The organism is Parerythrobacter aestuarii (assembly GCF_030140925.1).
Taxonomy (GTDB): Bacteria; Pseudomonadota; Alphaproteobacteria; order Sphingomonadales; family Sphingomonadaceae; genus Parerythrobacter; species Parerythrobacter aestuarii.
Map to the genome: position 1 here is coordinate 98253 of NZ_JARBWD010000002.1, position 19913 is coordinate 118165.

The window sequence follows — 19913 nt, forward strand, 5'->3', positions numbered from 1 at the left end:
AAGGAGCGCAAACGAAAAAGGCCCGGAAGGTAACCATCCTTCCGGGCCGATAAGGTTTTGCTGTTGCGCGGCGATCAGTCGATGAAATCATCCACGCGTTCGACGATGATTGCCGGAGCCATACCGCCTGCCGCACACATGGTGACGAGGCCGGTCTTCTTCTCCTGCCGCTCAAGTTCGTCAACGATGGTACCGATCAGCATTGATCCGGTCGCGCCGATCGGATGGCCGAGTGCGATCGCACCGCCGTTGACGTTGACCTTGTCCCAATCGAGCCCGAGGTCGCGTACGAACTTGGCGGCGACGACTGCGAAGGCTTCGTTGATCTCGAACAGGTCGATATCGTCGAGCGTCATGCCCGCTTTCTCCAGCACTCGCTTGGCGGCTGGTACCGGTGCGTTGAGCATCAGTGTCGGATCGTCACCCATATTGGCGGTCGCGATGATCCGCGCGCGGGGCTTGAGCCCGTGCTTTTCGCAATACTCCTTGCTTGCCACCAGCACGCCGGCCGCGCCATCGACCACGCCCGAGCTGTTGCCCGCATGGTGGAAGTGCTTGATCTCGAGATCCGGGTACTTCTGGTTGATGAGCTTGCGGAAGGTCGTACCTTCCTTGTCCAGCGGGATGTCTGCCAGCTTGGGGAAGGCCGGTTCAAGCTGCGCCAGCGTTTCCATGGTGGTCTGTGGCCGGGGGAATTCCTCCCGGTCGAGGATTACATTGCCGTCATCGTCGACCACAGGGACCACCGACTTGTCGAAGCGGCCTTCTTCGATCGCCTTGGCGGCGCGCTGCTGGCTGAGATAGCCGACATGGTCGAGCTCTTCGCGGGTGAAGCCTTCCATGCTGGCAATGGCATCGCCGCACACGCCCTGGTGGCTTTGCGGGTGGACCTTTTGCAGCCGCGTATTGCCGCTACCCATCCGCGGCGGGTCGATGCCCGCCTGCATTTTGGCCTTCGCCATCTCGGCGGTGAGGCTCATCATCTCGGTGCCGCCGGCGACCACGCAGTCGGCCATGCCGGACATGACCTGAGCGGCAGCTAGGTTCACCGAGGTAATCCCGCCGCCGCAGAAACGGTCGAGCGTCATGCCGCTGCTGGTGATATCGTAGCCTGCGTCGAGCGCGGCCATGCGGCCCATGTCGCCGGCCTGCTTGCCATCCTGCGTGCTGACCGACCAGATCACGTCGTCGACGGTGGCGGTATCGAGGTTGTTTCGCTCCTTGAGCGCTTTGAGCACGGTTGCGGCAAGATGCTGCGGATGCTCGCCCGCGAGCGCTCCCTTGCCGACCTTGCCGATACCGCGCGGAGTGCGGCAGGCGTCAACGATATAGGCTACTGGCATGCTATCCTCTCCAAAGAATCATTGTTCCGGTGCTTTGTCCGGGTTGACGTTTTCGTAAACCTTGGCCAGTCCCGGCACAAGAAAAGTTTCAATTTGCCATGGAGAGGCGACCGATATGAGCGACACCGACACACAGCCAGGTGCGGGCGAAGTGCTGACCGAAGAGCGCGACGGCATCCTGATCATCACCATCAACCGCCCCGAAGCCAAGAACGCCATGACCAAGGCGGCGTCGGAAGGTATTGCGGCGGCGCTCGACCGGCTCGACGGCGAAGATCACCTGCGGGTCGGCATCCTGACCGGTGCGGGCGGGACATTCTGTTCGGGCATGGACCTCAAGGGCTTCCTGCGCGGCGAAACGCCCAGCGTTCCGGGGCGCGGTTTCGGCGGGCTGACCGAGCAGAAGCCGGCCAAGCCACTGATCGCGGCGGTCGACGGCTATGCGCTGGCGGGCGGGCTTGAGCTGATGATCGCCTGCGACCTTGTGGTCGCCAACAGCGGTGCCAAGTTCGGTATCCCTGAGGCCAAGCGCGGCCTGGTTGCTGCGGCAGGTGGCTTGATGGTGCTGCCCGATCTGATCCCGCACAAGGTGGCTATGGAGCTGGCGCTGACCGGCGATTTCATCGACGCGGGCCGGGCCTATGAGCTCGGCCTTGTCAACCGCGTTACCGATGGATCGGCGCTCGATGGCGCGCTGGAGCTGGCCGAGGCGATCAACGCCAACGGCCCGCTAGCGGTCAAGGTTTCCAAGCAGATCATCGAGGAATCGCGCAGCTGGCCGCGCGCCGATCGCTACAAGGAGCAAGGCAAGCTGATGCCGCAGATCTTCATGAGCGAGGACGCGCGTGAAGGGGCAGCGGCATTCGCCGAGAAGCGCAAGCCCAACTGGAAGGGCAAGTAATGGCTGGTCCGCTAGACGGCATCCGCATCGTCGAATTCGCCGGGATTGGGCCGGGCCCCTTCTGCGGGATGATGCTGGCCGACCATGGAGCGGAAGTGATCCGCGTCGATCGCGCCACCGGCGGGCGCGGCGGCTCGCAGCCTATCACTACCAAGGACGTGCTTGCGCGCGGGCGCAAGTCGATCGCAGTCAACCTCAAGAGTGAGGAGGGGGTTGCGCTCGCACGCAAGCTGGCCACCAGCGCCGATGGCATCATCGAGGGTTTCCGCCCCGGGGTGATGGAGCGGCTCGGGCTTGGTCCTGACGAGTTGCTCAAGGACAATCCCAAGCTGGTCTATGGCCGGATGACGGGCTGGGGCCAGACCGGCCCCTATGCGCCCTGGGCCGGGCATGACATCAATTATATCGCTCTCGCCGGGGCGCTCGCCCATTTCGGCCGCGCAGGGGGCAAGCCGACCCCGCCGATCAACATGGTCGGCGACTTCGGCGGCGGCGGGATGATGCTCGCCTATGGCATGGTTTCTGCCTTGCTCAACGTCGCCCGTGGCGGCGAGGGACAGGTGATCGACTGCGCCATGACTGACGGCACCGCAGTGCTGATGGCCATGATGCATGGTATGAAGAACACCGGCGTGTGGTCGGAGGAGCTGGGCGTGAACCTGCTCGATACCGGGGCACATTTCTACGACACCTACGAGACCGCCGATGGCAAGTTCATCTCCATCGGCAGCATCGAACCGCAGTTCTATGCCGAGCTTCGGCGGCTGGCAGGCCTTGAAGACGACGCTCAGTTCGACGCCCAGCATGACAAGCGCCAGTGGGGTGAGCTGAAGGACAAGCTCGCCTCGCTGTTCAAGAGCAAGACCCAGGGCGAATGGAACGCGCTGATGGAGCATACCGATGTCTGCTATGCGCCGGTACTCACCATGAGTGAGGCGGCGGCGCATCCGCACAATGTCGCGCGGGAGACCTTTATCGAGGTCGGCGGCGACACCCAGCCGGCCCCTGCGCCGCGCTATTCCGGCACCGCCAACGCTGCACCCAACCCGGCACCGATGCCGGGTGACCAAACCGACGAAATCCTCGCTTCGCTGGGGATTGACGCCAATGAAGCCGCTGCCCTGCGCGATGCAGGGACGGTCGGCTGATCCGACACTCCTTGAGGACCAAGACAGATGCTCGATACATCCAACCGCTTTGCCTACAATGAAGACCACGAGGCCTTTCGCGACACTGTGCGCAAGGTCTTTGCCCAGCATCTCGAACCGCATCTCGATGAGCACGAGGAAAAGGGCATCGTCCCGCGCGAGGTATGGAAAGCGGTTGGTGAAGCGGGCCTGCTGTGCCCCACGGTAAAGGAAGAGAACGGCGGACTGGGGCTCGACTTCGGCTTCAACTGCGTGCTGTGCGAAGAGCTGAGCTATCTCGGCTCCTCCGCCGGCTTCACGCTGCAGAGCGACATCACTGCCAATTACTTCGAGCGGCTCGGCAGCGAGGAGCAGCGCGCCAAGTACCTCCCGGGCATGGTCAGCGGCGACATCATCACTGCCATCGCCATGACCGAGCCGGGCGCAGGCTCCGACTTGCAAGGCATCCGCACCACCGCGATCGAGGATGGCAACCATCTGGTGATCAACGGGTCCAAGACCTACATCACCAACGGCCAGAACGCCGACTGCGTGATCGTGGTGGCGAAGACCGATCCGTCGCAGGGCGCCAAGGGGACCTCGCTGGTGCTGGTCGATGCCGACACGCCGGGCTTCGAGCGCGGGCGCAATCTCGACAAGATCGGCCAGCATTCGGCCGATACCAGCGAGCTGTTCTTCAACGACTGCCGCGTGCCCAAGACCAATATCCTCGGGCAGGAAGGGCGCGGTTTCATCCACCTGATGGAAGAGCTGCCGCAGGAACGGCTGGGCATTGCCGTAGGCGGACAGGCCGCCGCCCAGCGGGCCTTCGACGAGGCTGTGAAATTCACCAAGGACCGCAAGGCCTTCGGGCGGACCGTGTTCGAATTCCAGAACACCAAGTTCACCCTCGCCGACTTGAAGGCCAAGCTGCAGGTCGGCTGGGCGCATCTGGACTGGGCGATCAAGCGGCACCTTGAAGGCAAGCTCACCACCGATGAGGCCAGCGCCGCCAAGTTGTGGCACACCGACCTGCAATGGGAATGCTGCGACGCTGCACTCCAGCTCCATGGCGGGGCGGGCTACATGAACGAATACACCATCGCCCGCCTGTGGCGCGACGCCCGCGTGACCCGTATCTTCGGCGGCACCAACGAGATCATGAAGGAAGTAATTTCCCGCTCGATCTGATCGGCAACTGGTAGCAACGGCCGACATAAGACCTCGCTTCCCGCAGCGGGAAGCAGGCTTGGTGGGTCTCCATTCTTGCTCTGATCCCTATTATTTGGAGGCTCAAGAATCGGTGTTCAGAAAATATCTCGCTCATCTGCGACAATATTTCTTCGTCACTTGACTATTGACTTAGCGAAGCCCACCGTCGCGACGACTGTAACGGTTTGACAAGCCCATGGTCTGGGGTCGCTCCTATTGTTTTTTCGAAGGGAGTGAAGATGGGCAAGAGCAATCATGGGCCGACATTTCAACAGTGGGTCGGCACATACGATACAGTCGCGCAATGGGAAGCGACGAGCTTTTCTCCACTTGAGCTCAGGTCTGACGGGACCCTCCTCATTGCTGGTACCGAGGTGGACTATACCTTTGATGCTGGCAGGAACGCCATTTCGATCGCCCCCTTCACGCTGGTCGAAGCACAGCGGACGCTGACTGTTTCGCGCACCGAGATCGGTTTCTCGTACAAGGATGCCCAGGCCACGTTCGGCGGCAGTATCTGGCCCAACCCGGCCAGTGGCGGTCAGGATTTCTCCGGCCATCAGAAGCCGCGAGAGATGGTGATCCCGGAGTTCTTCTCCGACGTAAAAATGTCGACTGCGCTTTATAACGATCACTTGCATGTGGTCGGCGCAGCAAGGGTCGACATCTACCGAACTCACCTCGTCATCCACCGCCAGTTCCCGCTCAAGCGCCTGATCCCGACAGAAGGCGACGAGGCGAACTGGAACGGGGCCGCACTGGCTGATCCCAGCCACTGGAGCAAGGAACTGTGGCAGCCCGCCTATTGGGAAAAGTTGGGGGTGAACGATTTCAAGGCGAGCTTTCCGGAGGCGTTCAAGAATGCCTGGAGGGAACCGGAGGATAAATGGGCATCCAGCCCGCGCGATGAGAAGGGCGACGTAACCGACGCCGATATCACTTCGCTCGTCTCCATCGGGGGAGCGCTCTACTGCTTCTACACCTATTCCGACTCGTCCTACATGTCGCTTCGCGCGCGGCAGTTCACGGCCAAGGCAGGGGACAAGGGCGGGCAGTGGGGTCAGGAGATGATCCTGTTCGAACCACAGGACGATACGGCTGAGGACCACGTCCTCTACCACACCGGAGCCGTCTCGGCGGTCGCGTTCGGCGATACGCAGATCCTTGTGGCAGCATGTGGGACAGGAGATACCAGGACAGGCGACAATTACGGCCCCGGCTACGGCAAGCTGATGTTCTACCTGTTCGACATATCGGACACCAACAATGCCGCTGATGGCAAGGGTTGGGCCGCGCTTTCGGGCCGCCAGGTCGATGTGAATGCCGAGGTCGATTTCTACCTTAAGGACCAGCCCTGGAAACTCGAAAACCGCACCGGAGTCGGCTTCACCATAGATGCCGACTGGATCATCAGGACAGTCCCGGATCCCAAACCGGGGGCCGGCAAGGATGCCCGTGTGCCGCAATACTTTCTGGCGATTTCCTACGGGGTCACCTCGTCAGACCCGGCGCAGAACCAGCACACCAACTTCACTTGGCAAAGCCATGTCCCGCTGGAGTTCGACGACAGTACGTCCGACGAAGCCGGCAGCGGCAAGCTCAAAGCCAATCCATGGGGCACCGGGCGGCTGACAGCGTTCAGCAACCAGACCGGCAAGATGTCGTCGCTGAAGCGCGACGCGTCAGGCCGGCTGCAAAGTTTTGGCGACTATCACGAGAAAGCGTTTGCCCCCTTCTACACCCGGACCGACAAGGCCCCCGAGCCTGCCAATCAGTGGTGTCTCCAGGGGCCGACCGACAAGATCGATTACTATGGGACGGATGACCATACCAGGCCATCCAATCTCTTCTACACCTATCCGTCGGGCCAGCGGAAAACCGAAACCACCGGGGTCAACCTGGAAGGGCAACCGACCACGTTCGAGGCCGATGAGTATCCGATCCTCGAGTTCATCTGCTACGGCAAGGACAAGATCCAGCTGCACGATTACGGCAGCATCCGGACAGTGTCCGACAAGCACGATATCAAGCAGAAGGATCGCAACCGGCCGGTCTACCAGATCGGCGGCTACTTCGACGGGCCGGCACCGTTCCCGCTGCAGAACTTCAAGGGCATCGACAAACTGACTGGAGACACCGCCAAGGCGGCGGCTTTCGAATATGGCAAGGGTGAGGAAACCGGCAAGGCAACCTCCACCGAGTCGACCTGGAACGTAGGCATGGAAGCCGAAGGCAAGGTCACCAAGGGTGTCGGCCTCGGCTTCAAGGTTGGCTACGAATATGAAGACATCACCAAGGATGAGAAGGAGATTGCGTCTGCGCGCGAAACGGCCCTGGCAGTTGATGCGAAGGTCATCAACACAGCGCCCTATGACGAGCCGGAAGCCGAGGGTGCCGGGTCCGCGCGGACCCTCTCGGCGCAGTTTCACGTCACCGGCTTCCAGTTTGCCAACCGTTGGGGGGCGCTTGTTTCCGATGGCCTGAGCAAGGATCCCGCGCAGAGCCCGAAGCTGGGCCGGGTGCTGGCGCGCATGCAATCGGCGCCTGCCACCAACCAGGCCGCCTTCCACCCGTCGCTTGTCACGGCCGGGGACCTCGAATCCTATACCGCCGAGGCGATCGACGCCAAGATGGGCGAGAACTATGTCAGGGATACCATTTGCCGCAATGCCTACGTCTTCGAAGGCGGGCAGCCGTTCCTGATGTATTCGTGGAACAACGGCAACATGATCGTCGAAACTGCCGAAAGCATGACCAAGTCCTTCACATCGCACGAATGGTCGCACGGTGGCGAGGCCTATGCCGGTGTCAGCGGCGGGGTCGGTGCCAACATCTTCGGCTTCGGTGAAGAATACGAGTTCTCGGTCATGGCCGGGGGCGGTTACAAGCGCGAATGGTCCGAAGAAAGCCTGACGGAGTCGGGGTGGACCATCGGTGCCAAGCCGAGCGATTTCGACATCCCCATGCCGCGCGCGGTCGAGGATGGCGGCGACCCCGATGGCGTAGTCGAATTTGCCTTCCGGGCCTATTTCCTGCCGGTGCCGTCAGCGCCTTCCAAGCTGCCGCCTAACCAATGGGCCAAGGAATTGCACGACATGCTGCCGGAAGAGGCGCATGGCGATTACGACTTCACGAAAGACCAGGTCGATACCGGTTTCGGCTGTTGGCGCATCTTCTTCCTCGTCACCAAGATCCGGTATCGCAGCGAGTCTTCGAAACCGAACTACACCCTCCCGGCGGACCTGGACGATGTCACCAGCGTCTATGCCGATGACGGATAGCTGACGGCAGCCTGAGCGCTATTGCATCAGGCGCTGCCGAGCTTCTGTCCGAGATGTTCGGCCAGCCTGATCGAGAAGGCGATGATGGAGAAGGTCGGGTTCGAGATGCCCGCCGATGCCCATACCGAGGAGCCCGCGATGTAGAGGTTGTCGACGCCGTGCATCTTGAGATCGGCATCGACCACGCCTTCGGTGGGATCGGCCGACATGCGGGTGGTACCGATATGGTGGCCGTTGAACACCATGGTGGGCGGCAGGTTGGCCCAGTCCGTTACCGAGACCTGCTGGCCCGGCACCTTGGCCTGGACAGCGGCGGTAAACATCTTGGCGAGCGTCTCGTAGTTGTTCTGTTCGTTCGCATTCAGGTTCCACTCGACCCTTGTCTGCTTCTGGCCGAACACCGGATCCACGCTGTCCGCCAGCATGACCCGGCTGGTATATTCGGGCAACAGCTCGTGGTAGTAGTTGCCGGTACCGTCATTGTTGAACCAGACCCGGCCGACCCCGTTGGCCGTGGCCGCTTCGGCAGACGGTGTAAGCACGCCCTTGAGGGCGTTGATGCCATATTGCCCATACAGGCTGGTCCAGCCGACGAGCTTCTGTTCCTGCGGGGTAAGCCAGCTGGAAGACGTGCTGACAGCCGACCCATAATTGGCGAGCGGATGCCCCATCAGGTAGCGACCGATGAGATCGTTGTCCTCGCCGAAGCCGGACAGCAGCAGTTGCCGGGCATTGGCCACCGCACCGCAGGCAAGGACGACGATGTCCGCTTCCACCGTGAACGTCCCGGCCTGCTTGGCGGGTGTCCGGTTGTTGTCGCTCGAAGTGTTGTTGGTCATCACCCCGACGGTAAGCGCGGACACCGTGCCGCCCTGCCGTTCGATATCGAGCAAGCTGGCGTTGAGCACCACCTGGACATTGCTGTCGCCAATGGTCTTGCCATTGTCGAAGGTGCGGCTCTGGAATTGCAGCATGTTCGACTGAGGGAACTGATAGATGTCGACATCGAAGCCTTCGACGCTGGCGGCTGCATAATCCGGCCCCAGCGTATCGGCCCAGAACTCCGCGCTGAAGTTGTAGCCTGCGGTCCCGTCAGGCGCGTAGTAGGGTCCGTAGAGGCCCATCACCTTGCACGCTTCCTCGTAATAGGGATCGAGCTCTGCGCGCGTGACCGGCCAGCCGGGAAAGCCGGGCCGCTTCTCGAAGGTGATCGCATCGAGCGGGCGCGACTGCCCGCCCCAGTGGGTCGAAGTCCCGCCATAGACCCGGTCGCGTTCCGATGCGTTATCACCGGCAGCAGGCGTGCTGATCTGGTTGGAAGGCAGGATCAGGAAATGCTGTTCCGATGTCGCCAGCAGGCCCGCTGCTTCGCCGGTGTAAAGCTGGTTGTTCTCATTGTAGTCGGACGAAGGCCCGATCCCGCTGTTGGGGTCGCGCCCGAAGGTTCGGCTGCCTTCCAGCAGGATCACCGAAACACCCTTTTTCGCGAGGTAATAGGCGAGCGTTACCCCGGCCGGGCCGGTCCCGACAATGCAGACCTGCGCCTTGAGCGGGGCACCCCCGATGTGATTTTCGCCGTAGGTAATCATGACCGCATCTCCCCCACCGCTGTCACGCGGAGACTTGTATGAGTGCGATCGAATTCAGGTGCGTATATTGTGACTGTATAAGAGTCCAGCCCATGGGCGGATAATAGAAAAGCCAGAATTATTTGCTGAAAGAAGCCAAATGGGGCGACGACTTCTCTTCCATGGATCGGTGCTTGACACATGCTTGACGAAGTTGACACCGTGTCAATTTCGCGCGTGGTTCTCATGTCATTGAAATACTGCCATTATTCTGCATCTTCGCAGCTTGGCATCGCCGAGGGAGGCCCCGCCCCCTCCTCGGTCTCCCAGCCATAGCGCGCGTCATATTCGTCGTCGCAGCTTTCGCGCCATTCCTCAGGTCCGTCTGCGACCCGTTCGATCAGCGCGCCCAGCTCGTCTGCCTTGAACGCGGCGGCGGGCTCGCTGTCATAGGGTCGCTGTGGCACGAAGCTACGCCGCGTCGCCAGCAGAGCGAGCGTCAGCCGCTCGTCATACTTGCGCGAGGTGCCGACCAGCTCGCCATTATAGAAATGCGGCACCTCGACCCCGTTGAGCGCCCGGTCGAGCGCCGTTTCGGCCAACACATCGAACCGCGTCAGGAACGCCGCCTCCCACGCCTTGGCAAAGGGCTTGCCCTGCATCCGCGTGCGCAGCTGGTAGGCCGACTGGCGCGACATGCCGACGACGCGGGCCGCAGCGGCGACATTGTGGGTGGCGGATAGCTCGTGCAGGAACGCGGCCTGGCGGGCCGGGGTCCAGCCGTCGTGGCGGGTGGTGGCAGGAGAGGTCGTCGCTGCCGGCGCAGCACCGACAAACGAGCGGGGGTCGGGATGATCGGTCATCCGCGAGTGTAAGGCAGATTCTTGCGATGTAGGAAAATGATTTCGTTCGATACCTACCGTCATTGCGAGGAGCGGAGCGACGTGGGAATCCAGAGTTATGCGCAATCCGCTCTGGATTGCCACGGCGACTGGGTCGCCTCGCAATGACGGTAGGTATGTTAGGACTTGTGTGTCGGCACCCCGGCTGACACTCACACAAACATGCCCCGCGACATCCAGCCCGCCGTCTACATGATGGCCAACAAGCGCAACGGCACGATCTACGTCGGCGTAACGTCCAACCTCCCGCAACGTGCGTGGCAGCATCGAGAGGGTGTCGCTGACGGGTTCACCAAGCGCTACGGGTGCAAACTTCTTGTGTGGTACGAGCTATGCGGGACGATGGAGCAGGCGATCCTGCGCGAGAAACAAATCAAGGCCGGTTCACGCGTGAAGAAACTGGCGCTGATCGAGGCAGACAACCCGCAATGGCGCGACCTGTACGACGAAATCAGCGCGCCCTGATCGAACACCGTCATTGCGAGCGGCGAAGCCGCGCGGCAATCTAGAGTGAACCGCGCCACGCTCTGGATTGCTTCGCTACGCTCGCAATGACGGAGAGAGGATGGCGTGTGATGTGTGATCGGTCTATCGAATGCCTATGAAGCGTTCGCTCGCCGTATTGCCATCGTTGTTGCTGCTCTTCGGCTGCAAAGAGATGCAGCCTGCGCTTGCAGAATTTGGCTACACGCACAGTCTCGGGAAATTCGAAGTCGAACGTGTCTCAATTGTTCCGACCATGCCGACTCCTGGTGATGGATACGATGGCGGAGGCTGGCTGAAGGTTGAATTGTCTTCGCCCCGTCAGTTGCGAAAGGAATATCCGACGTACTGGGTTGGAGCAGCATCGGATTACTGTCCGCTTGAGGACGACCATGAGTTGATAGCGCTTGGTGTCTTCGACAAGCAGGTCGGCTTTTGGGACATCGAGGTTGATCCTATCGAGCAATCACCAGACGGACTGTATCGCTACCAGATTTATGTCGTCCGCGCTTATCCGCCACCCGGCAAAACACATGATGATTACGGAACACCTCGTACCGGCCCTTATGCGCAGCGCGAATATGATCTCTACGAAGACGGAAATGACGTTTGTTTGCAGGTCTTTGGTGGAGATCACTACCATGTCTTCGCCAGATCATCAGTGATTACGGTGCCATACGAAACAATCATGGCTGCCAAAGCGCAATCTGAAGCAAAGGCTACACCTTAGCGGCGTCGCTTGCGCATCCGTCGATTTGATTGGGTTTAAACTTCCCAATAAACCCCTTCACCTCGCTCACAAAATCCTCGAACCGGTCGTGGTGTACCCAGTGCCCGGCGCGGTCGTATTCGGTCACGCTGACATTTTCGCCGAAGTACTGCATCCGCCCGTCTTTTTCCGGGTTGCTGGCCCAGCTGTCGGCGCCGTAGACCATCAGGGCGGGGCAGGTGATGCGGCCCCATAGTTCTTCCAGCTGCTCCATGGTGATGTCGTCGGGCGGCCAGGCGTGCAGGTGCGGGTCGAACTTCCAGCTCCAGGTGCCGTCCTCGTTGCGGATCGCACCGTGGCGGGTGAGGTGCTCGGCCTGCGCGCGGCTCAGGTAGCTGTTGGCTTCGTGCATGCGGTCGAGCGCTTCGGCGAAGCTCGCGTATTTGCGTACCTGCCGGGCCGAGGCTTCGCGCTTCTTGTCGATCCACTGCTTGCGGTGCTCGTACCATGGGGTCTCGGCCATCTTGGCCTGCACCTTGGGACTGGGGCCGAGACCTTCGATGGCGACAATCCGCCGCACATTCTCCGGATACATCCCGGTATAGCGCAGGCAGACATTGCCGCCGAGCGAGTGGGCGACGATCGTCACCGGGGCGAGCTCCAGCTGGTGGATCAGCTGGGCGAGGTCATAGACATAGGAGCTGACGTTATAGACGCCGGTGTTGGTCCATTCGCTGTCGCCATGCCCGCGCAGGTCGGGGCAGATGACGTGCCAGTCGTGCCGCAGTTCCTCCGCCACCCAGTCCCAGCTGCGGCAATGGTCGCGCCCGCCGTGTTGCAGGATCAGCGGCGGCGCGCCTTCATTGCCCCAGTCGGCATAATGCAGCCGCGTGCGCTGGCTGATGAAGGTCTGCGAAGTAGGGCCGATAAGGTCGGACATGGTTTCCCTTCACGTAAGCGGAAAATTGCGTTGCGGATCGCTACCGATAGGATAGGCTGCAAGGCAATAGCCAAAGTGAGAGAGGAATCACACCATGCCCGCCATCAACGTGCCCCAGCCCGAATTCATGGAAGACGAAGAGATCGCCATCTTCGCCGATGCCGTGGGCAAGTTCTACCAGCAGCACGCCCCGCAAAAGCGCATCCTGAAGTGGCGCGAGGATGGCCAGGTCGAGCGTGAATTCTGGCGCGAGGCGGGCGAGGCCGGGCTGCTCGGGGTATCGATTCCGGAGGAATACGGCGGCCACGGCGGCGATTTCCGGCATGACATGGTGGTGATCGACCAGCAGGCGAAGCACGGCGTCGAAGGCTTCGCTGCTTCGCTCCACAACACCGTGATTCTGCCCTATCTCGTCCGCCACGGGACCGAGGAGCAGAAGAAGAAATATCTGCCCAAGCTCGTCACCGGCGAGCTCGTTAGCGCCATCGCCATGACCGAGCCGGGCGTCGGCTCGGACCTGCAGAGCGTCACCACCACTGCGCTCAAGGACGGCAATGGCTACCGCATCAACGGGGCCAAGACCTATATCTCCAACGGCCAGACCGCCGATTTCATCATCGTCGTCGCCAAGACCGATCCCAACGAGCGGGCCAAGGGCATCTCGCTGATGCTGCTGGAGACCGAAGGCGCCGAAGGCTTCCAGCGCGGCAAGAAGCTCGACAAGGTCGGGCTCGATGCTTCGGACACTTCGGAGCTGTTCTTCGACGATGTCTTCGTGCCGGCGGAAAACGTGCTCGGCGGGGTCGAAGGCAAGGGCTTCTACCAGCTGATGGGCGAACTGCCGCAGGAGCGCCTGATCATCGCCATGGGCGCGATGACGGGGATCGAGAAAGCGCTCGAGACCACGCTCGAATACACCAAGAGCCGCAAGGCCTTCGGGCAGACCATCTGGGATTTTCAGAACACGCAATTCGTGATGGCCGACCTTGCCGCGCGCGCCACGGCGGCGCGGGTGTTCGTCAACGATTGCATCGCCCGCCACCTCAAGGGCGAGCTCGATGTCGCTACCGCCTGCATGGCCAAATACTGGGTGACCGAATTGCAGGGCGAAGTCGTCGACAAGTGCCTGCAGTTCCACGGCGGGGCCGGCTTCATCAACGACTACCCGATCGCGCGGATGTTCCGCGACAGCCGCATCACGCGCATCTTCGGCGGTTCGAACGAAGTGATGAAAATGGTGATCGCGCGCTCGCTTTAGCGCGCGAGCTCAAACTTGACGCGGCGAGGGTGCAGGCGCACTCTCGCTCTATAACGTAACGCATGAGGGGGAGAGGACCATGCGAAAGAGGACACTCATTGCCGGGGTTGCGGCGCTGGCAATGGCCGGGGGCGCTGCCTGGTATTTCGACATCTTCGCACCGCGCGCCAGTGCCGAGCAGGCGAGCAATGGTGAAGGCACGATCGAGCTCGCCGAATTTCCCGACCGACCCTATTGGGGCGACACGCACCTGCACACCGACAACTCGGTAGACGCCTTTGGCTTCGGCGTGCGGCTCGGCCCGGAAGATGCGCTGAAGTTTGCGCGCGGGGACCTGGTGAAATCGACCGGCGGGCTCGACGCCCAGCTTGACCGGCCACTCGATTTCCTCGTTATCGCTGACCATTCCGACGGCCTTGGCGCGACCAAGCGGCTGCGCGACGCCCCGACCGCGTTGATCCAGGACCCGACGCTGAAGCGCTGGTCCGAAATGCTCAAGAAGGATGGCGAGGAATCGCAGCGGGCGGTGGCGGAACTCATCACCGCGGCCGCCAATGGCGACTTGCCGCCGGGGATGACTGACCCGGAGGCGAACCGCAAGACCACCACGACCATCTGGCAAGCACATCTCAGGACCGTCGATCTCTATAACGAGCCAGGCAAGTTCACGGCCTTTGCGGGTTTCGAATGGACGCTGATGCCGGGCGGCAACAACTTGCACCGCGTGGTAATGTTCCGCGACGGCGCGCCGACCATTGGCGAGACTCTCCCCTTCCCGGGGATCAACAGCGATGTGACGGATCTGTGGGACTATCTCGCCGCCTATGAGGAAGGTACCGGCGGCCAGGCGCTGGCCATCCCCCACAATTCCAACCTCTCCAATGGCATCATGTTCGAACTGACCGGCCCTGACGGCGCGCCGATGGCGGCTGACTATGCCACTCGCCGGGCCCGGTGGGAGCCGGTGGTCGAAGCGACTCAGATCAAGGGGGACAGCGAGAGCCATAGCTTCCTGTCGCCCAATGACGAATTCGCCGGCTATGGCGACTGGGGCTGGGATCTCGGCAATCTGCCGCTGACGCATGAGTCGACCCCCGACATGTATGCCGGCAGCTACATTCGCGAAGCCTTGAAGCGCGGGTTGTCGATCGAACAGCGGCTGGGCGTCAATCCCTATCGCTTCGGCCTGATCGGCTCGACCGATTCGCACACTGCACTGGCAACGGCCGATGAGGACAATTTCTTCGGCAAGCACTCCGGCACCGAACCCAATCCCAAGCGAGCGACCGAGGCGCAGAACCTCGGCACCAGGCTGGGCCGGTTCGGCTGGCAATATCTCGCCAGCGGTTATGCCGCAGCCTGGGCACGCGGCAACACGCGGGCGGAAATTTTCGACGCCTTCAAGCGGCGTGAAGTATATGCCACCACCGGCTCGCGCATGAGCGTGCGGGTGTTCGGTGGGTTCGGTTTCGACGAAGGCAGCTTCGGCGCTGACTGGGTCAGGACCGGCTACACCGAAGGCGTGCCGATGGGCGGCGTGCTCGACGACAGCGGCGCAGCCCCGGTGTTCATGATCGAAGCGCTGAAGGATCCCGAAGGTGCCAATCTCGATCGCGTGCAAGTGGTAAAGGGCTGGATCGACGCCAATGGCGAAACGCAGGAAAAGATCTTCGACGTCGCCTGGGCCGATGCCGAGAACCGCCCTGTCACCAATGGCAAGGTCCCCGCGATCGGCAACACAGTCGATGAAGCCAAGGCCAGCTACACCAACACCATCGGCGCACCGCAACTGCGCACGCTGTGGAGCGATCCCGAATACCGGGAAGGGCAGCGGGCGTTCTATTATGTCCGCGTGATCGAGATCCCGACCCCGCGCTGGGTGCTGTTCGATGCGCTCAAGTTTGGCTTCACCCTGCCCGAAGATGCGGTGAAGACCGTGCAGGAGCGCGCCTATACCTCGCCGATCTGGTTGCTGCCCAAGAGCACTTCATGAACCCAAGAGCCATCGCGCAGCAGGCCCTGCGCGAACCGCTGGTCCATTTCCTGCTGGGCGGGCTGCTGATCTTTGCGTTCTTTGCGTGGAAAGGGGAGCCCGCCGATCCGGCCAGCCGCGTGATCGATGTCGACCGCGCGACGCAGGCGCAGATCGCGCTGACCTTCGAACGCACCATGCAGCGCCCGCCTACCGACCAGGAGCTCGATGGGCTGATCGGGCAATATGTGCGCGAAGAAGTGCTCTATCGCGAAGCCTTGCGGCTGGGTCTCGATACCGACGATCCGGTGGTCAGGCGTAGGCTGGCGAAAAAGATGGATTTCCTCGCCGCCTCATCGGCGGAGGCGGTCGAGCCAGGAGAAGCCGTACTGGCGGACTGGTATCGCGCCAATGCCGCCCGCTATGCCGGGGACACCAGGCTCAGTTTCGACCAGGTCTACTTCGCCTCGCGACCGGAAGCACGAATTGTCCTGCCGAAACTCCGCGACGATTGGCGCGCGGCGGGAGAGCCTGCCTCGCTTCCTGCCAGCATGGAGGGACGCGAGCTGCGCGCGGTGGCGGCGCAATTCGGCGATGCGTTTGCCCGCGAGCTGGCCGCGATGGCCGCCGATGGCGAATGGCGCGGGCCAGTCGCCTCGGGTGTGGGCTGGCATTTCGTCCGCTTGCGCACACTAACGCCCGGCACCATACCGCCGCTGGAGCAAGTGCGCAGCCGCGTGGTCGAAGACTGGCGAGAGGAAACCGCCAAGGCCCGCGAGGAGGAAGCCTTCGGGCTGCTGCGCGATGCCTACACGGTCAAGATCGCCAGATGAGGCGCTGGTGGCTGGCCCTGCTGCTACTGTTCCTTGCTGCACCTGCTGCTGCGGATGAACTGCGCCCCGGCTATCTCGAATTCACGCAGACCGGTGAGAGCAGCTGGCAGCTGGCTTGGAAGCAGCCCTTGCTCAGCCCCGGTCCCGCACCGCTCGCGATCCCGGTCCTGCCCAAGGGGTGCTCGCTGGTTGGCGACCCGGTCCAGCGTGCAGCTCCGCTGGCGCTGATAGGATCGGCGCAGGTGACCTGTTCCGGTCCCGTTGCGGAGGGACAGGTCGGGTTCGAAGCCATTTTCGGTGGAGGCGATGTCATGCTGCGTGTCGCCCCGCTCGGCCGCCCGGTGCAAAGCTTCCGCCTGACCGAGGCAAAGCCACTTGCGACCATCGCAGCCAGGCCTTCGCGCTGGCAGGTCTGGCGCAGCTATTTCGGGCTTGGCGTCACGCATATCCTCGAAGGGTGGGATCACTTGCTGTTCGTCATCGCGCTGGTGCTGCTGGTGCGGCGCGGCTGGGCGGTGGCGAAGGCGGTGACGGCCTTCACTGTGGCGCATTCGCTGACGCTGGCGGGTGTGTCGCTGGGGTTTCTCGGCTTGCCGGGAAGACCGGTGGAGGCGGTCATTGCGCTCAGTATCGTGCTGCTGGCGGTCGAAATCGCGCATGGCGAAAGAGAGACCTGGACCCGGCGCTGGCCCTGGCTGGTCGCGTTCCTGTTCGGGCTCGTCCACGGCTTCGGCTTTGCCGGGGCCCTGCGCGAAATCGGCCTGCCCGAAGGCGAAGTCCCGGCGGCGCTGATCTCGTTCAACCTCGGGGTCGAAGCTGGGCAACTGGCAGTGGTGCTGGGCGTGCTGCTGGCCGTCGAGGCGATCCGCCGGGCACGAACCGAGGCGGTTACGCCGGCTATCCGCGTAGCCAGCTATGCCATCGGTATCACCGGCTCGTTCTGGCTGATCGAGCGGCTGGTCGGCTAGTCTTCCGCAGCGTTGCCGCCCAGCGCCTGCCACAGGATCACCCGCGCCCGTTCGGCCTGCCCGCGCGCAATGGCGACCCGTTCGCCGCTGGCATCGGCGGCGCGGCGCGCCTCGAGCACGGTGAGGAAGTCCGACAGGCCGGCGCGATAGCGGGTATCGGCGAGTCTTGCCGAGCGGTTGGCGCTGGCGAACTCGCGTTCTGCTGCCGCAAGCTGGCTGTCGCTTGCCGCTACCAGCCCATAGCCCGCCTCGGCATCGCCCAGCGCGGTGAACACGGCGCTCCGATAATTGGCAAAGGCGAGCCGCTTGCCAGCGGCCGAAGCATCGATCTCGGCCTGGATGCGCCCGAAATCGAGCAGCGGGGCGAGCAGGCCTCCCCCGACTGAACCAACCACCGAGTCCCCGTCGAACAGGCTACCAAGGTCGAACGCCAACAGCCCCAGTGCGCCTGACAATGTCAGCTGCGGGAAGCGTCTGGCAGCGCTGGCCGCGAGGTCGGCATCGGCGGCGGCGAGATTGGCGGCGGCGGCGAGCACGTCGGGCCGGTTGGCGAGCAGCTGGCTGGGGAGCGAGGCCGGTGCGGCAGGCTGGGCGGGCAAGGGTGCGGGCTGGTCGAGCAGCTGGAGCACATCCTGCCCGCTCTGGCCGGTGAGGGTTACAAGCCGGCCAAGCAGCCGCGCCCGTTCGCTGGCCAGGGCAGCTATGCGGCTACGGCTGGCCTCGGCAGCGCTTTCTGCGCGGACCCGGTCGAACCCCGGCGCGATCCCGGCCCGCTCGCGCGATCCGGCCAGGCGCGCGAGTTCCTCTGCGGCATTGAGGTCGGCCTCCAGTGCCGTCTGCCGTGCTTCGAGTGTTCGCCAGTCGATCACGGAGCCGGCGATTTCGGCGAGCAGGGCATTGCGAACGGCGGTCGCTTCGACGGTCGCAGCATCGAGCCGTGCCAGCGCCGCGCGTTCCTGTGCGCGCAGCCTGCCGAACAGGTCGAGGTCCCAGCTCGCGCGCAAGTTTGCGCCGTACGAAACTCGCTCGGTGTCGAACGCAATCCCGGCAGGGAGGTTCGATCCGAACTGGTTGGGATTGGTGCGAGTGCCGGTTACCGACGCATCGGCACCGATCGCTGGCAGGCGGTTGGCCCCGGCGCTGTCGGCTCGTGCCCGCGCCTGCTCGATCCGCGCAGTGGCCTGTGCCAGTGTCGGTGCTTCGAACAGAGCCATGGCGGCGAGGTCCTGGAACGCCGGGTCGGAGATCGGCATCAGCGAAGCGACGGAGGCCTTTGTTCCGGCTTCGGGCGCAAAGGCGAATTCACTGGGTAGCGGCGGCGGGGCCGTTTCGATCACCGGCGGCGGCCCGGCGACACAGGCGCTCAGCACCACTGTTGCGACGAGAGGAAGGGTGCGGCGCATCATTCGCTGTCCCGGGCGGCTTGCTTGGCCGGGATGAAGGCATCAACCTGCAACCCGACCCGGAACAGCCCGTCATCGCGCTGGGGCAGCTCGTAGATGACTTGCAGGACGCGCACATCGACCCGCTCCTGCGCGCTGTTGGTGAGCGAACGCTTGGGCACCACCTGCGGTTCGGCGCGGACGAACTTTGCTTCGACCTGCTTGCCGGCCTCGCCGCGCGGCGAGACGAAGGCGTTGGCACCCATTTGCATCCGCGCGATCTCGGATTCGTCGATATCGATGCGGACATGAAGCGGGCGGGTCTGCCCCATCTCGATGAAGGGAGTCGAACCGCCGCCCCCCATGGTCGAGAGGTACTCGCCCGGGCGGATGTTCACGCTGAGGATCTCGCCCGCCATCGGCGCGCGGACGGTGGCGCGGCCGATCTCGGTTTGCGCGCTGTTGGCGGCGGCCTGCGCTGCCTCCAGTCGGGCGCGGGCCAGTTGCAAACGTGTCCCGGCGGCCTTGGCTTCGCCTTCGGCGCGGATCACTTCGGCTCGGCTCACGGCTGCGGGATCGTCGACATTGCGATAGAGCGCCAGCTGCTGGCTGGCGGTCGCCTGTGCCGCCTGCGCTTCGGCGATGGCGGCGCGGGCTTCGGCGATCTGCGCGCCGGCCTGTTGCAGCTGGGCGCGAATGGCGCGGGTGTCGACCGTGAACAGCGGCTGGCCCTGCTCGACATAGTCGCCCGGCTGGACGTTGAGCGTGGTCACCAGCCCTGACAGCGCAGTGCCGATCTGGATCACTTCGCTCGAGGGCTCGACCACGCCTGCACCCGCCACGCGCGGGGCATTGGCGAGCTTGCCGGTGGCGCGCGGCGGCTCCTGCGTGGGCTCGCTCAGGCTCCGGTCGGGTTGCGAGCGCCAGATCGCGACGGCGGCGACGACCAGTGCGACCAGCGCCAGCACAGGCAGGACCTGGCGCGAGAAGCTGAAGTTGCGGAGAGAGAGGGCCATGGCAGGAACTTTCTTTGA

The 19913-nt window shown here is 63.1% G+C and carries 16 protein-coding genes; 10 read left to right on the plus strand and 6 right to left on the minus strand.

The window, feature by feature from the left end; genetic code table 11:
* Positions 1-74: 74 nt before the first annotated feature.
* Positions 75-1343, minus strand: a complete 1269-nt coding sequence (locus QPW08_RS13520) for an acetyl-CoA C-acetyltransferase (RefSeq protein ID WP_284126437.1) — start codon at positions 1341-1343, stop codon at positions 75-77.
* A gap of 115 nt (positions 1344-1458) precedes the next feature.
* Here QPW08_RS13520 and QPW08_RS13525 point away from each other — a divergent pair, with 115 nt between their 5' ends.
* The 4 genes from QPW08_RS13525 to QPW08_RS13540 all read left to right on the plus strand — a co-directional run bounded on the left by QPW08_RS13525 (position 1459) and on the right by QPW08_RS13540 (position 7864).
* The gene (locus QPW08_RS13525) at positions 1459-2244 is read left to right on the plus strand and encodes a crotonase/enoyl-CoA hydratase family protein (RefSeq protein ID WP_284126438.1); all 786 of its coding nucleotides are present in this window, start codon (positions 1459-1461) and stop codon (positions 2242-2244) included.
* Positions 2244-3392: a CaiB/BaiF CoA transferase family protein gene (locus QPW08_RS13530; RefSeq protein WP_284126439.1), complete on the plus strand. Its 1149-nt coding sequence runs from the start codon at positions 2244-2246 to the stop codon at positions 3390-3392. The genes QPW08_RS13525 and QPW08_RS13530 overlap by 1 nt, the downstream gene beginning before the upstream one ends.
* Before the next feature lie 27 nt (positions 3393-3419).
* The gene (locus QPW08_RS13535; protein WP_284126440.1) at positions 3420-4562 is read left to right on the plus strand and encodes an acyl-CoA dehydrogenase family protein; all 1143 of its coding nucleotides are present in this window, start codon (positions 3420-3422) and stop codon (positions 4560-4562) included.
* 260 nt (positions 4563-4822) lie between these two features.
* Positions 4823-7864: a hypothetical protein gene (locus QPW08_RS13540; protein ID WP_284126441.1), complete on the plus strand. Its 3042-nt coding sequence runs from the start codon at positions 4823-4825 to the stop codon at positions 7862-7864.
* 26 nt (positions 7865-7890) lie between these two features.
* Here the strand turns inward: QPW08_RS13540 and QPW08_RS13545 are convergent, their stop codons facing one another.
* Positions 7891-9453 (minus strand): GMC oxidoreductase, encoded by a 1563-nt coding sequence (locus QPW08_RS13545; protein WP_284126442.1) that lies wholly within the window; start codon positions 9451-9453, stop codon positions 7891-7893.
* 245 nt (positions 9454-9698) lie between these two features.
* A complete protein-coding gene (locus tag QPW08_RS13550; RefSeq protein WP_284126443.1) occupies positions 9699-10295 on the minus strand; it encodes a hypothetical protein in 597 nt (198 codons plus the stop codon).
* A gap of 201 nt (positions 10296-10496) precedes the next feature.
* Between QPW08_RS13550 and QPW08_RS13555 the strand changes: the two genes are divergently transcribed.
* Both QPW08_RS13555 and QPW08_RS13560 read left to right on the plus strand, forming a co-directional pair.
* Complete coding sequence (locus tag QPW08_RS13555; RefSeq protein ID WP_284126444.1) at positions 10497-10799, plus strand: GIY-YIG nuclease family protein; 303 nt, start codon at positions 10497-10499, stop codon at positions 10797-10799.
* A 136-nt stretch (positions 10800-10935) separates the two neighbouring features.
* Positions 10936-11547: a hypothetical protein gene (locus tag QPW08_RS13560; RefSeq protein ID WP_284126445.1), complete on the plus strand. Its 612-nt coding sequence runs from the start codon at positions 10936-10938 to the stop codon at positions 11545-11547.
* Here the strand turns inward: QPW08_RS13560 and QPW08_RS13565 are convergent.
* The gene (locus tag QPW08_RS13565; RefSeq protein ID WP_284126446.1) at positions 11537-12466 is read right to left on the minus strand and encodes an alpha/beta fold hydrolase; all 930 of its coding nucleotides are present in this window, start codon (positions 12464-12466) and stop codon (positions 11537-11539) included. The genes QPW08_RS13560 and QPW08_RS13565 overlap by 11 nt on opposite strands.
* Positions 12467-12560: 94 nt before the next feature.
* On the opposite strand from QPW08_RS13565, the gene QPW08_RS13570 reads away from it, so the two are divergent.
* The 4 genes from QPW08_RS13570 to QPW08_RS13585 all read left to right on the plus strand — a co-directional run bounded on the left by QPW08_RS13570 (position 12561) and on the right by QPW08_RS13585 (position 17497).
* A complete protein-coding gene (locus tag QPW08_RS13570) occupies positions 12561-13724 on the plus strand; it encodes an acyl-CoA dehydrogenase family protein (protein ID WP_284126447.1) in 1164 nt (387 codons plus the stop codon).
* Between the two features lie 79 nt (positions 13725-13803).
* Positions 13804-15717, plus strand: coding sequence for a DUF3604 domain-containing protein (locus QPW08_RS13575; protein ID WP_284126448.1), 1914 nt, complete (start codon positions 13804-13806; stop codon positions 15715-15717).
* Positions 15714-16529 (plus strand): peptidylprolyl isomerase, encoded by an 816-nt coding sequence (locus QPW08_RS13580; protein ID WP_284126449.1) that lies wholly within the window; start codon positions 15714-15716, stop codon positions 16527-16529. Before QPW08_RS13575 ends, QPW08_RS13580 begins: the two co-directional genes overlap by 4 nt.
* Positions 16526-17497 carry a HupE/UreJ family protein gene (locus QPW08_RS13585; RefSeq protein WP_284126450.1) on the plus strand — a complete coding sequence of 324 codons (972 nt, stop codon included), beginning with the start codon at positions 16526-16528 and terminating at the stop codon, positions 17495-17497. Before QPW08_RS13580 ends, QPW08_RS13585 begins: the two co-directional genes overlap by 4 nt.
* On the opposite strand, the gene QPW08_RS13590 is transcribed toward QPW08_RS13585, so the two are convergent.
* Together QPW08_RS13590 and QPW08_RS13595 are read right to left on the minus strand one after the other, a co-directional pair.
* Positions 17494-18903 carry an efflux transporter outer membrane subunit gene (locus QPW08_RS13590; RefSeq protein ID WP_284126451.1) on the minus strand — a complete coding sequence of 470 codons (1410 nt, stop codon included), beginning with the start codon at positions 18901-18903 and terminating at the stop codon, positions 17494-17496. The two genes, QPW08_RS13585 and QPW08_RS13590, sit on opposite strands and share 4 nt — an antisense overlap.
* Positions 18900-19895 carry an efflux RND transporter periplasmic adaptor subunit gene (locus QPW08_RS13595; protein WP_284126452.1) on the minus strand — a complete coding sequence of 332 codons (996 nt, stop codon included), beginning with the start codon at positions 19893-19895 and terminating at the stop codon, positions 18900-18902. The genes QPW08_RS13590 and QPW08_RS13595 overlap by 4 nt, the downstream gene beginning before the upstream one ends.
* Between the last annotated feature and the right edge of the window lie 18 nt (positions 19896-19913).

Coding starts and splice junctions, on each gene's coding strand:
- QPW08_RS13520 (WP_284126437.1), bottom strand. CDS start 1,343: ATGCCAGTAGCCTATATCGTTGACGCCTGCCGCACTCCGCGCGGTATC.
- QPW08_RS13525 (WP_284126438.1), top strand. CDS start 1,459: ATGAGCGACACCGACACACAGCCAGGTGCGGGCGAAGTGCTGACCGAA.
- QPW08_RS13530 (WP_284126439.1), top strand. CDS start 2,244: ATGGCTGGTCCGCTAGACGGCATCCGCATCGTCGAATTCGCCGGGATT.
- QPW08_RS13535 (WP_284126440.1), top strand. CDS start 3,420: ATGCTCGATACATCCAACCGCTTTGCCTACAATGAAGACCACGAGGCC.
- QPW08_RS13540 (WP_284126441.1), top strand. CDS start 4,823: ATGGGCAAGAGCAATCATGGGCCGACATTTCAACAGTGGGTCGGCACA.
- QPW08_RS13545 (WP_284126442.1), bottom strand. CDS start 9,453: ATGATTACCTACGGCGAAAATCACATCGGGGGTGCCCCGCTCAAGGCG.
- QPW08_RS13550 (WP_284126443.1), bottom strand. CDS start 10,295: ATGACCGATCATCCCGACCCCCGCTCGTTTGTCGGTGCTGCGCCGGCA.
- QPW08_RS13555 (WP_284126444.1), top strand. CDS start 10,497: ATGCCCCGCGACATCCAGCCCGCCGTCTACATGATGGCCAACAAGCGC.
- QPW08_RS13560 (WP_284126445.1), top strand. CDS start 10,936: ATGAAGCGTTCGCTCGCCGTATTGCCATCGTTGTTGCTGCTCTTCGGC.
- QPW08_RS13565 (WP_284126446.1), bottom strand. CDS start 12,466: ATGTCCGACCTTATCGGCCCTACTTCGCAGACCTTCATCAGCCAGCGC.
- QPW08_RS13570 (WP_284126447.1), top strand. CDS start 12,561: ATGCCCGCCATCAACGTGCCCCAGCCCGAATTCATGGAAGACGAAGAG.
- QPW08_RS13575 (WP_284126448.1), top strand. CDS start 13,804: ATGCGAAAGAGGACACTCATTGCCGGGGTTGCGGCGCTGGCAATGGCC.
- QPW08_RS13580 (WP_284126449.1), top strand. CDS start 15,714: ATGAACCCAAGAGCCATCGCGCAGCAGGCCCTGCGCGAACCGCTGGTC.
- QPW08_RS13585 (WP_284126450.1), top strand. CDS start 16,526: ATGAGGCGCTGGTGGCTGGCCCTGCTGCTACTGTTCCTTGCTGCACCT.
- QPW08_RS13590 (WP_284126451.1), bottom strand. CDS start 18,903: ATGATGCGCCGCACCCTTCCTCTCGTCGCAACAGTGGTGCTGAGCGCC.
- QPW08_RS13595 (WP_284126452.1), bottom strand. CDS start 19,895: ATGGCCCTCTCTCTCCGCAACTTCAGCTTCTCGCGCCAGGTCCTGCCT.